The organism is Nonomuraea sp. NPDC049504 (assembly GCF_040676845.1).
GTDB classification, from domain to species: Bacteria; Actinomycetota; Actinomycetes; order Streptosporangiales; family Streptosporangiaceae; genus Nonomuraea; species Nonomuraea salmonea.
The window spans coordinates 136,970-149,335 of sequence record NZ_JBFAPT010000027.1 but is presented as its reverse complement, the minus strand read 5'-3'; the positions used below and the strand labels follow the sequence as shown (position 1 = coordinate 149,335).

Here is a 12,366-nt window from a genome sequence, read left to right as displayed (position 1 = left end):
CAGCTTCTTGACGCCCTTGCTACTGATCAACGCCAGGACCGGGCGGGCTTCCGTGCGGCCCGTCGCCGGGTCGGTGGCCACTACCTCGTCGCCGGCCTCCACCTTCTCGATCGGCTTGGTCGAGCCGTCGGCCATCAGCACCGGGGTGCCGGGAACGAAGCTGTTCGGCAAAGCGCAGGTCGTGCCGGGCGCATCCACGGGGACGTCCGGGATCGTGGCGTCGATGACCTCTTCGATCACCCTGTCGGCGATGTCCTCGGCGGCGTTCTCCCCCAGCTCCTCCACCACATCCTTGGCGCAAGAGATCATGCTGCGGCACAGCAGGTCACCGTCGTAGTCGACGCCGTCATACTCGACGCCGTCGCTGGCGAAGTCGTAGATCTCCGCCTCCTCCAAGACCATCTCGGTGGCCTCGTTGGCGGTCTCGTTCTTCTTCGTCGGGGACGGAAGTCGGCGGAGATGGCGATCTCCACGGCTGCCCTGATCAGCTCTTCAACCGCCGCGCGTTAACATGACCATCCGCTACAGGAGGAACGACCAGCAAGCCCAGCAGGTGGCGCGGATCCCCAAAGGGGCGCCGCCCTAACCGGCCCAGCTCCTTTCCAGGTCAGCACGACTCACCGGGTGCGGCGTACCGCGGGAGTTGAGGCGCTGAAGTCGAAAGGGCCGGGTGGGCCGCGCTGCAGGCTGAGCGAGGCGCAGGTGCAGCGGCTGGAGGCGGCGCTGGACGCCGGTCCTGCCATCTGGGGTGGACCGAGGATCAGCGCTGGACCCTGGCTCGGGTCACTGCGCTGATCGGCCGGTTGTTCCACGTCACCTACACCCCGCGCGGGGTCTCCTATCTGCTGCACCGGCTGGGCTGGAGCCCGCAGGCGCCCCAGCGCAAGGCGGCCGAACGCGACGAAGAAGCGATTGCAACCTGGATGAAGGACACCTGGCCGCTGGCGGGACAACGGCGCGGGATCAGGACGCGTGGAGCTGCTTCGCCGACGAAGCAGGCCCATCGCTGAGGCCGCCCAAGGCCCGTACCTGGTCCCGCCGTGGACACCCCCCCGTCGTCACCGTCTCGGGCAAGAGCTCCGGCCGCATCAACCTGGCCAGACTGCTCTGCGTCAAACCGGGACAACGAACCCGGCTGCTCTACCCCATCATGATCTACCGGCGACGCAAACACGAACGCAAAGGGTTCGGCGAGAACGACTACGCCCCCTTACTCGACGCCGCTCACCAACAACTCCGCGCCCGATCGTGCTGATCTGGGACAACGTCAACATCCACATCGACGCTCTGATGCGCCGTCTGATCGAGGCACGCCCGTGGCTGACGGTGTTCCGCCTGCCGGCCTACGCGCCCGAACTCAACCCGATGGAGTCGGTGTGGTCACACCTCAAACGTTCCCTGAGCAACCTGGCCCCCTCCACCCTCGATGACCTCGCCAACATCATCCCAGCCGGCCCAAACGGATGCAGTACCGACCCGACCTCCTGGACGCCTTCCCGGCACACACCGGCCTGATCACGAACCCGAGGTCGACATGAAACCCCAGACTTTCATCCTCTGTACTGCACTGCGCAGACGCCCTGAGGGTGAAAAGAGGTCACTGATTTGGGCGACGAGGTTCATCTGTGTTTGCGTGAGACGCACGCCTCTTCATAGTCCAGGATAGCTTTTGCGGACTCACGGTCGATGAGACCATGAACAACCCTGTAATCAACCTCCGGCGGCACATCGACAGCAAGCAGAGACTGGATTGGACCGGCCTCGGTCTCACAGCCAAGCTGCTCGAGTTCTCGCCTAACTCGGACCTCGGCATCTTCCCGGAAGAAGATAAGTCGGAGAGTTGAATGACCCCTCGCAGACAGCAGTTCGGAGAACCGCCCCTCACCGGCAGATGCGCGATAGGAGACGAAATCCCCCTTGCTGATTCCAACCACAAAGAAAGGGACGCTGAGAACTTCTCCCACGCCGTCAGCGAGCGGCCTGACCCAGATTCCCTCTTCCGTATAGGGAGGGTAGCCGTCCGGGTCCTGTTCGAGTGGAAAAACCACACGAACAGGACTAACACTTGAAGCGGACATGCTACCCTCGCACTTCTATTGCCGCTCAGTAGAGACAGTAACGCTTTCCACGAGCCTGGCATCCGAAACTACAGCGACCCCTTGGGGGTGTTACTCCAGCGAGCGTTGCAGGGCACACATGTTACCCGACCATTCCAGGGAGATCCTGGACCGTCTAGCGACTCGGGCCAAATGTGATCGATTCGCGTTTCGCGAGGATCAGGAGAAACGCCTACACGCGAAGGCTGCGCAGGAATTGCCTCAACACCGCAGTCATCACAGACAGTTACCCCATCATTGTTATTCCGGGATTTCTCGACGACCTTACGCTTGCCGGCGGGCGTAAATGGCTTACCCGCCCGCGTCATTTCAGCATCCAGATCTGTGGTTACGCTCGCGAGTCCACTTCAAATCGACACGGACTGGTGTTGTGAACGAGGACGGCACTCCGCGGACCGAGAGAACGGGCCAAAGCACAGCTGAAGACCTGGCGTACCCCGCGCAAACTCCGCTGCTGCCCACTCCTCGCAGGTCAGCTCGTCAAAGCGATCCTCGTCCTTCAGCGCCGCGAGGCGGGATGAAAAGCACTCACAGGATCGTAAGATAACCGTCGCTGCTAGGGCTATTTCCTCGCCACGCGAATGAGTGCTTCCGCCTCGGCGCTTCTGTCAACAAGCTGGGCCGCCATCCTGATCTCCTGATCGGACATCGAGCGAGCCAGCGATATCGCCCCATGAACGCCGTCCCCATCGCCAAAGTCGAGCAATTTGAGGAACCAGCGCACGGCCTGCACCTTGTCCACCGGCCCACCCACTCCGTCTCGATACCACTCCGCCAGCGTGTAGATGACCCTTGAAACGCCACCTGACGCTGCCACGCCATAATGGACGCGGGCCTGCGCGAAGTCCTGCTGCGCCGCGAACTGGTCGCCCAGAACAGCGTTGGCGGCCGGCAGTCCTTCGTCGGCGGCCCGGCGCAAAAATTCCTGCCCCTTGACTTCGTCCTGTTCGACGCCAGCTCCCTGTAGGTACATCATCGCCAGATTGAAGAGAGCGAACAGGTCGCCCGAGAGGGCCGCTGACTCGAACAGCTCGCGAGCCGCATCGAGATCCCGCTCTACACCTATACCATTGGCGAGCATTGAGCCCAGCCCACGTTGGCCAGCCGGGTGGCCAGCCTTGGCCGAGGCGACGAATAGGCGGTACGCCTTCTCCGGCTCCCTAAGGCGTTCCAGGTAGAGCCCGGCAACCAAAGCTTGGACATCCGCTCGCCCCTCGGAAGCAATCTCCTCAAGCTGCGGAAGCATGCGCATCAGTTGCTTGCCGGCTGCGGCATCCCCCCGCACGAGTGCCTCGTGCAGTTGCTCCGCCAACTCGAAGAGATCACTACCGGATCGATTCGCCATCGTCTCAAACCTCGCCTACCCTGGCCCACAAAGATCACCCATGGTACTGGAAACCGGGGTCGGCAACAACCGTAGTTTACGGTTTGAACTGATAACGTCCGCTGGGATCATTTACGGCTAAACATTGCCCGGTATGACGAGCCATATCCGTGAAGAAATCGAAGCAGTCATCACACATCGGCCTCGTTACCGTTACCTCCTCGCCCGGCCGGAGGGTCGCTGCCTGCTTCTCTGCATGGGACAGGTAGTAAGCGCCTGCTCCTGCTTTATTGTCGCGAAAGTCGGGAACGCGGCCCTTACCAATCGAGTCCTGCACTTTAAGGACATCTTCGAGACTGGGGCGTTCAAATCCGTCCGGGACAGTGTCCGCATAACCGCTGAGAGTGAAGATACCGTCTACGTACGCTGCCGTCTTCTTCGGGTCGTAGTACGGCCACTTGATCCTATCGTTGTGAACGAGGATCGCTTGACTGCCGGCCACCACGTGGTAGGTGTGGAGGTCCTCGACGGTTAGGTTGTGGACGCGTTGGGTGGCGGTGCGGTGGGCGACTGCGGTGATCTGGACGTACGTGCCGGCTGAGGTCTGCAGCCACATGCCCGGCTGCAAAGCGCCGGCGGTCAGCCAGGCCTTACGCTTCGGGACCCAGAACGGGTGGTTGTCCGTCGCTGTGATGACGTCCTTCGCGCCGTCCACCGTGACGGTGATGTCGACCAGCTTCTTGACGCCCTTGCTGCTGATCAGCGTTAGGACCGGGCGGGCTTCCGTGCGGCCGGTCGCCGGATCGGTGGCCACTACCTCGTCGCCGGTCTCCACCTTCTCGATCGGCTTGGTCGAGCCGTCGGCCATCAGCACCGGGGTGCCGGGAACGAAGCTGTTCGGCAAAGCGCAGGTTGTACCAGGCGGGTCCAGCGGGACGTCCGGGATCGTGGCGTCGATGACCTCTTCGATCACCTTGTCGGCGATGTCCTCGGCGGCGTTCTCCCCCAGCTCCTCCACCACGTCCTTGGCGCAGGAGATCATGCTGCGGCACAGCAGGTCACCGTCATAGTCGACGCCGTCATACTCGACGCCGTCGCTGGCGAAGTCGTAGATCTCCGCTTCCTCCAAGACCATCTCGGTGGCCTCGTTGGCGGTCTCGTTCTTCTTCTTCGTCGAAGTCTTCGTCTTCGGCTTCGAAGCCGTCTTCTTCGTGGTCTTCTTGGTCGTCTTCGTCGTCTTCTTCTTGGTCTTCGCCTTCGGCTTCTTGACCTTGGGGGTCTTGGTCTGCGGCTTCTTGACCTTGGGCGTCTTGACCTTCGGCGACTTCGCGACCGGCCTGGTCGGCTTCTTCGCCCCCGCCCTGGTCGTCTGCTTCTTGGTCGTCGACTTCTTCTTCGTGGCCTTCTTCGGCTTCCCGCCCTTCTTGGCCGTCTTCTGGCCGGCCTTCTTTCCCGCTTGCTGCGCGGTCTTCTTCCCGGCCTGCTGGGTGCCCTTCTTCGCGGCCTGCTGCGTGACCTTCCTGCCGCCCGTCTGGGCGGTCTTCTTGACCGCCTGCTTGACGCCCTGCTTGACCACCTGCTTCACCGCGGCCTTGGCGAACTGCTTGATCGCCACCTGGGCCGCCACCCGCACCACCGCGAACAGAATCGGGATGCAGAACGGGCAATTACCCGACGGATCGGTGTAGGCGAGCGGGTTACCGCCGGCGTAGGTGTAGCGGTTGAGGTTGATCGACGGATACGGATCGATCGAGAAGTCGTCGCGCGAGGCGAAGCCACCCATGCCCGGGACGTACCAGCGGGAGGCCATGTTGACCTTGCCGGTGTTCGGGTCGGTGTAAGCGCCCTGGTAGCCCAGCCGCCGCTTGGTACCGTTGCTCGCGATGACCTCACCGAACGGGTTGTACGCGCTCGAATCCACCAGCGCGTCCCCGGTGAAAGTGGCCACGACGTCGTCGTGCTGGTCGCTGAGCACGCCCAGCTGGACGCCGTTCTCCGCCAGGCTCACCAGCCTGCCGTCGGGGTCGCGGCCGAAGCGGGCCTTGACCGTGCCGGCCGGGTCGGTGACGGCGGCGATGTCGTTCTCGATGCCGGTGTAGACGAAGCGCTCCTCCTGCCCGCCCTGGGTGCGCGAGGCGAGGCGGCCGAGGCCGTCGTAGGTGTAGGTGGCGTCTCCGTCGGAGACCAGGTTGTCGAAGGCGTCGAACGTGAGCTGCTTGGTGACCCCGTTCGTGGTCTCGGTGGCGAGGGTGCCGCGCGGCGTGTACGTGTACTCCGTCCCGCCGCCCGACAGCAGCCGGTTGCGCTCGTCGTAGACGAAGGGCGTGTCCCCGACCTTGACCCGGTTGCCGGAGTCGTCCCACTCGTAGGTGGTCGTGGTGCCGTCGGGGGCCGTCCAGGAGGTCATGCGGTCGGCCTGGTCGTAGGCGTAGGTGTTGGTGCCCGCACCGGCCGTGCCCGCGGTGACCTTGGAGAGCAGGTTGTCGTTCTTGTCCCAGCCGTAGGTGATCTTCGCCAGCTGGCTGCCGGCGGCGTTGCGCAGGGTGTGACTGGTGATGCGGTCGAGGTCGTCGTAGCCGAACTCCTGCTTCCCTCCGGGGCTGGCGGAGGTGAGCGTCCTGAGGCGGTCGGCGGCGTCGTAGTCGTAGGTCAATGACCGGCCGCTGACCGCGTCGCTGAAGGTCTTCAGCCGGTCGGCGGCGTCGTAACCGTACGTCGTGGCGCCGTTGACGTCCTGCTTCTTGGTCGCGTTGCCGTAGGCGTCGTAGGTGAAGGCCGCCGTCTGCGTGCCGCCCTTGGCGACCCTGGTGAGCAGCCCCCGGTCGTTGTAGTCGAGGGTGTAGTCACCGACGACGGTGTTGCGGCCGGCCGCGTCGTAGTCGAACGTCCACCGCGGCGTGTCCACCTCCGCGCCCGTGCCGCTCTGCTCGGTGAGGCGGCCGAGCGCGTCGTAGGCGTGGTCGACGCGCACCCCGCCGGGGTACCGCGCCGAGATCATGTTGCCGCCGGCGTCGTAGACGTAGGTCCACGTCCGGTTCGCCTCTTCCGGGTGCGCGGTGGTGGCCGGCTCGATCGTGCGCTCGGCCAGGCCGAGGCTGTTGTACGTCGTCCAGAACGCGTTGCCGCGACCATCGGTGGCCCTGGTCGGCGAGCCGGCGATGTCGTAGCCGTACGTGGTGGTGATCGACTTGTCGGCCGAGACCGGCTCGACCAGCTTCGTCAGCAGGTCCGTGGCGTCGTACGTGCTCCGGACCGTGTGGCCTTCCGGCGTGGTCTCCGAGATCTCGTTGCCCGCCGCGTCATAGCCGTAGCTCGTCGTCCGCAGGACCTTGCCGGTGCTGTCGGCCTCCTTCAGCGCGGTGAGCCGGCCCGCCAGGTCGTACTCGCTGATCGCGGAGTTGCCCAGCGCGTCGGTGACCTTGGTGGCCCGCCCGGAGGGGTCGTAGGCGTAGGAGGTGGCGTTGCCCGCCGGGTCGGTCTCCTTGGTGATCTCGCCGGCCGCGTTCACCTGCCACGAGGTGGTCCGGTTGAGCGGGCCGACCTCCTTGGTACGGGCGCCGACGTCGTTGTAGGTCAGCTGCGTGGTGAACGCCTCGGCCGCGGGCTTGCGCTCCAGGACCGTCGTCCGCCACATCCGGCCGAGGTCGTCGTAGTCGCTCTCGACGCGTGCCCCGGTCGGGTCGACGGCGGCGCGCAGCTCTCCGGCGAGGTCGTACTCGTACACCCACTGCCCGGCGGCCCGGCCTTCGACGGAGGGCTCCGTCACACGCACCCGGTTGCCGAGCGCGTCGTACTCGGTCACCCAGGTCGAGCCGCGCGGGTCGGTGTAGCGCGTCACCTGGCCGGCCGGGTTGTAGGCGAAGGTCTCCTTCGGCGTCAGCGCCGGGCCGCCCGGCTGCTGGTACGGGAACCCGGTGATCGACGCCAGACGCCCCAGCCGGTCGTAGGCGGAGGTGGTGACCGCGCCGGCCTCGTCCACCTCGTGCGTACGCCGCCCGCCGCTGTCGTAGCCGAACTTCATGCTCGGCCGCGCCCGCCTGGGCTCGGCGCCGTACTCCTCCACCGCGACCTCGGGCGCCTTGACCTCGACGAGCCGGCCCGCCGCGTCGTGGCGGTAGTGGGTGGTGAAGCCGGCCTCGTCGGCGCCCGAGGCGTTGCCGCGCGGGTCGACCGACTCGACGATGAGGCCGCGCTCGTCGACCTTCCAGCGCGTGGTGACGTCCTCGTCGCCGTTCTCGACGGTACGCCGGACGAGCACGTCGTCGTCGTTGTAGGCGAACTCGACCGACTCGGCGCGGCTGGTTCCCGCGCCGGTCCTGGTCACCTTCGTGACGTTGCCGTTGGCGTCGTAGACGTAGGCGGTCTTGCGAGCCAGGTCCGCCGGGTCGAAGGTCTCGGACGTCACCCGCCCGGCCGCGTCGACGGTGTAGCTGATCTCCTCGATCCGGCTCGCGCTCTGCGTGGGGGTGCCGCCGGCGGCCACGTGGACGAGGTTGCCGGCCGCGTCGTAGGTGTTCTCCTCCAGCACGACGTCGCGGGTGCTGGTCGAGCCGTTCAGCTTGGCTCCCTTGGCGACCACCCGGTGCAGCAGGTTGTCGCCGTAGTGCACGTACTCGGTCTTGCGGCCCTCTGGCAGCGTACGCAGGCTCAGGCGCCCGCCCGGGTCGTACGCCAGCTCCTCCAGCACCACGTCCTTGGCCGGCTGCGGCGACACCGGGCTGCCGGTGTAGCCCTTGAGCGTCGTGCTGTGCAGCTCACCGCGCTGGGTGTAGGTGTACTCGAAGCGGTTGCCCAGCTCGTCCACCATGTGCGTCTGGTTGCCCATGGCGTCGTGGCCGTAGGAGACCGTGCCGCCCTCGGGGCCCGTCACCGTCGCCACGCGGCCGTAGTCGTCGTAGGTGTAGGTGATGGCGCGCTGCGGGTCGCCGCCGGTGAGGTCGGAGGCGGTCTCGGTGAGCGCGTTGCCGTCCGGGTCATAGGTGTAGGTCACCTCGGAGGTGTGGGTGACGTCCGTGACCTCGTTCTTGATGCCGGGCCCCCGGGTGGACAGCAGCCGGCCGACGGCGTCGTAGGTGTACGTCGTCCGCACCCCGTCCGGATGCTCCTCCGTCACCTCCGTCTTCGAGGTCATCCGGCCCAGCGCGTCGTGGGTGTACCTGGTCACCAGCCCGGCGGGCAGCCGGACCTCGGCGTGGTCGCCCGCCGCGGTGTAGGCGTGGGTGGTCGCCTTGCCCCGGTGGTCGGTCTCCGTCTTCACCAGACCGGCGGGCGTGGTGCCGCCGCCGACGGCCGGCTCGGTGCCGTCGGTGTAGGTCACGGTGCGGGAGCGGCCGTTCGGGAAGTCCGACGTGGCCGGGGTCGTCTGCTTGACCTGCTCGCCGTACTCGTTGTACTCGATCGTGGTGAGGTAGCGGTTGTCCGTCTCGCTCGACGAGCGGGCGTCCCGTACGTGGGTCAGCAGGTTGTTGCGCGGGTCGAGCGGCTTGTCCTTGTCCCACCAGTAGTCGCGGTAGACGTACTGGCAGTCGCCGGACTTGCGGCAGGTCTTGATCCTGATGGCGTTGCCGCGCTTGTCGTGCCACTGCTGCGACACGGTGCCGTTGGGGTCGGTCTGCTTGACGGCGAACCCGCCGGTGTCATAGTCGTACGTGGTCTTGCCGCCGGCCTGGTCGACCGTGTACGCCAGCCGCTTGTTGCGCAGCGAGTCGTAGGCGTACTGCAGGGTCTCGCCGCGCGGATCGGTGAGCGTGACCTTGTAGAGCCCTTCGAGCCAGTCGATGTCGAAGTCGCCGATCCGCCAGGTGCCGCCGTCGCCGTCGGTGTGCGTCTGGAGCGCGTCGCTCGACGGGTGGTAGGTGTTGCTGGCCCAGACCCGGCCGGAGGGCAGCGTGGTCTTGACGAGCTTGTGGCTGACCTTGGCGCGGGCCGCGAAGTGCGCCTGCACCTCGGCCTCGGTGAGCGGCTTGCCGTACACGGCGAACTCGTCGATCGAGCCCTTGAACGCGAACGCGCCCGACGTGGTCTGGCCGCCGGGGATGTCCCGCCAGGAGCTGGCGCGGTCGCCGCTGCCCAGGTAGGCGTCCGCGAGGTAATCGTCGTAGCGCGTGCCGGTCAGCTCACCGACGAGCTGCCCGTCCAGATACAGCTTCTGCTTTTCCCCGTCCACGGTGAGCACCACGTGGTGCCACTGGTTGTCGTTGACGGCGCCGGCGGAGGTGATCGGCGTGTAGCGGCCGTCGACGTAGCCGAGCTGGCCGCGCAGCTTGCCGTCGGTGCCCACGTACACCACGGGCTCGGTCGCGCCGAACTCGTAGCCGAACTCGCCGGCGGACAGGACGATGCCGTTCTGCGAGGTCTTGATCCAGCTCTCGATGGACACCGAGTTCTGGGCCTTGTCCAGCATGTTCCAGGGCAGCATCATCGTGGACTTGGTGAACCCGGCCGCCGTGTCGGCGGTGCCCTCCAGGGCTCCCGGCTGCCCGACGGTGACGTTGTTGTAGATGCCCGCGCCGCCCTCGCTGCCCAGGTTCGCAGCCGGCTCGTTCCGGGCGTCGCCCAGCCGCCAGTATCCGAGCGGCTCGGCGTCGAGCACCAGGCCCTTGTAGCGGGAGCCGTCGCCATAGGCGTAGGTGGTGCAGTTCGGCGCGGCGGCCGGTGAGCACACCGAGGTGAGGTTGCCGCCGGTGTAGGAGTAGGTCCAGGTCTGCGCCGTGCCGTCCACCGGGTCGGTGGAGACGGTGGCCACCCGGCCGCCGTCCCAGGTGAAGTGCAGCGCCCGGCCGCCGGGGCCGCTCACCGTGTCGAAGGTGCCGTCGGCGTTGTACGACAGCGTCTGCGCCCGGCCCCGGTTGTCCTCGATCCTGGTCAGCCGGCCGTTCTCGTTGAACACGTACGTCGTCGCGTACGTGTCCATGAGCCGCCAGCCGCCGCCCTCGACGTCGGCGAGCGTGTCCTTCCTGCCCGGCGGAGCCTGGTAGGTGCCGTCGCCCTTGGGCGCGAAGCGGACCCGGCGGCCGCTGGCGTACGTGACCAGCAGCCCGGTGATCGTCGAGCCCGCGCGCTCGGCCACGATGTTCATGTCCCAGGTGGCCGACCAGCCGGGACCGAACATGCCGTCGGTCCGCGAGTCCAGGCTGTTGTAGGTGCGCACCACGGCCAGGTCGGGCCCCGCCACCTGCACCTGCGCGTCGACCACCGTGGTGGTGTAGTTGCCGGACTCGAGCGAGAACTCCTTGCCGTCACCGAGTTGCTCGCCCAGGTGCGGGCTGTTGAACGGCTGCGGCGACTGCGTGCCGATGAGCTGCTTCTCGGACGTCGCCGTCGCCCGGCTCTCCGGGTCCGTGACGCGGACCCACCACTCGTACTGCTTGCCCCATTCCAGCCAGCCGGCGGTCACCCGCCAGGTGTCGGCGCCCAGCATGTCGGAGGAGTTCCAGCAGGGCGGGTCGGGCGGGGGAGGGAAGACGACCTCGTCGTCGTCCGTCTTCTCCGGCTTCTCGCAGAGGCTGTACCGGTAGCGCATGGGGATCGTGGGCCCGCCCAGCCGCGAGGCACGGACGGTGAGCAGCGGCGTCGTGCTGCCGACCAGCGAGCCCGACTCCGGGTACACCGTGTCGATGAAGGGGAAGGTGTCGGCTGCGGTCGCCACGTCCCGCTGTTCTGCGCGCCTGATCGCGGGAGGCAACTCCGACTCAGGCTTCTTGTCCGCTTTCAGCGCCGTACGCGGCCATCCGCCGGCGTCGCGGGGCAGGGCGCCCGGCACGTACGGGTCCTGCGCGTCGTCCGACGCGGTTTCCCCGGCGGGCCGGCCCGTCATCTCGGGCAGGGCCTCCGCGCCGCGTAACGGTGCCTGCCGCGTCACGAAGCCGGTCTGCTGGACGCTCACCTCGGCGGCGACGGGCATCGCCGGTAACTGGAGCAGCCCCGGCAGACCTGCGATCAGGACGAGAGCCGCCGTCCGGGAAAAGAAGGCATGCGACAAGAATCTGCGCACGGCGCGTCACACTCCGAACCACAACGAGGGACGCCCCTGACCAGGGCGTCGGACGTCGCTCCACCCCACCGGCAGGCGCGTGCCTGACTCGTGCGGCTCTGGAGCCCTGACTGAACCGGGCAAAGCGTAACTAGCCGACCGCTAACCCGACAAGATCGACTTTTGCTGTCATTTCTGTACGGAATGTGACGTTCCGCATGGACCCCGGCGGGGGGTGGGACCGGGGCCGGCGGTGGGTCAGGCGCTGATCAGCTCCGCCATCGTGAGGTCACGGAAGGCCGTGGCCGGCACGTCCTCCGACGGGCGCTCGAAGAGCGCGCCCGACGACCGATGGGGCAGATCCACCGTGCGGACGTGGCGGAAGCCGCGGCTGCGGTAGTAGTCCTGCAGCTGCGGGTTGCTCTTGGCGCAGTCGAGCCGCAGCCAGGGCAGGCCGGACGCGTACGCCATGGAGCAGGCCCAGTCCAGCAGGGCGTCCCCGAGGCCGGAGCCGGACCAGGGACGGGCGACGGCCAGCTTGTGGATGTAGAGCGCGGCCCCCGGGTCGTCGGCGGGTTGCCAGAACTCGGGGTCGGCGTGGTCGTCAAGGGCTATGGTGGCCACAGGCGGGGCCGATTCGTCGGGGTCGAGATACCTGAGCTCGTCATCGAGCAGGAAGAGCACGCGTTCGGCGATGAGCGGCTCGATCCGCTCGGGGCCGAACCCTCCCCGCGGCCACTGCCGCACTCCCCGCATGTAGAGCCACTCGGCGGTGTCGGCGAGCAGCGTGAGTATGCCGGGAAGGTCCGCGGGTTCCGCTCTGCGCAGGGAGAGCGGGTGCAGGAGGGTGGTGGTGTGCATAATACAAACCCTTCGATGCCGTGGGTGGCCGCAGCGGCACGATGCGTAATGGCGCAATGGTGCGCTGGGGCGAAATGGGGCCATATACCCGA

Annotated in this window: 7 protein-coding genes and 1 pseudogene; 3 read left to right on the top strand and 5 right to left on the bottom strand. The window is 66.9% G+C overall.

Going from position 1 to position 12,366, the window contains the following annotated elements; all coding sequences use genetic code 11:
• Window positions 1–396: Hint domain-containing protein (locus tag AB0K28_RS39975; protein ID WP_364380589.1), on the bottom strand; the 396-nt coding region annotated here is incomplete at its 3' end.
• Between the two features lie 407 nt (window positions 397–803).
• On the opposite strand from AB0K28_RS39975, the gene AB0K28_RS39970 reads away from it, so the two are divergent.
• Both AB0K28_RS39970 and AB0K28_RS39965 read left to right on the top strand, forming a co-directional pair.
• On the top strand, window positions 804–1,010 hold the full coding sequence (locus AB0K28_RS39970) for a winged helix-turn-helix domain-containing protein (RefSeq protein WP_345398568.1): 207 nt from the start codon (window positions 804–806) through the stop codon (window positions 1,008–1,010).
• Window positions 973–1,515, top strand: coding sequence for a transposase (locus tag AB0K28_RS39965; protein ID WP_364380586.1), 543 nt, complete (start codon window positions 973–975; stop codon window positions 1,513–1,515). Before AB0K28_RS39970 ends, AB0K28_RS39965 begins: the two co-directional genes overlap by 38 nt.
• A 104-nt stretch (window positions 1,516–1,619) precedes the next feature.
• On the opposite strand, the gene AB0K28_RS39960 is transcribed toward AB0K28_RS39965, so the two are convergent.
• The gene (locus tag AB0K28_RS39960; protein WP_364380583.1) at window positions 1,620–2,048 is read right to left on the bottom strand and encodes a DUF4265 domain-containing protein; all 429 of its coding nucleotides are present in this window, start codon (window positions 2,046–2,048) and stop codon (window positions 1,620–1,622) included.
• A 455-nt stretch (window positions 2,049–2,503) separates the two neighbouring features.
• Between AB0K28_RS39960 and AB0K28_RS39955 the strand changes: the two are divergent.
• Window positions 2,504–2,638: pseudogene (locus AB0K28_RS39955) on the top strand (IS5/IS1182 family transposase); the annotation flags it as partial.
• A 41-nt stretch (window positions 2,639–2,679) separates the two neighbouring features.
• Here AB0K28_RS39955 and AB0K28_RS39950 read toward each other — a convergent pair.
• From AB0K28_RS39950 to AB0K28_RS39940, 3 genes are all read right to left on the bottom strand, one after another.
• Window positions 2,680–3,462: a tetratricopeptide repeat protein gene (locus tag AB0K28_RS39950; RefSeq protein WP_364380580.1), complete on the bottom strand. Its 783-nt coding sequence runs from the start codon at window positions 3,460–3,462 to the stop codon at window positions 2,680–2,682.
• Between the two features lie 76 nt (window positions 3,463–3,538).
• On the bottom strand, window positions 3,539–11,344 hold the full coding sequence (locus tag AB0K28_RS39945; protein WP_364380577.1) for a polymorphic toxin-type HINT domain-containing protein: 7,806 nt from the start codon (window positions 11,342–11,344) through the stop codon (window positions 3,539–3,541).
• A gap of 327 nt (window positions 11,345–11,671) precedes the next feature.
• Complete coding sequence (locus AB0K28_RS39940; protein ID WP_364380574.1) at window positions 11,672–12,274, bottom strand: GNAT family N-acetyltransferase; 603 nt, start codon at window positions 12,272–12,274, stop codon at window positions 11,672–11,674.
• Between the last annotated feature and the right edge of the window lie 92 nt (window positions 12,275–12,366).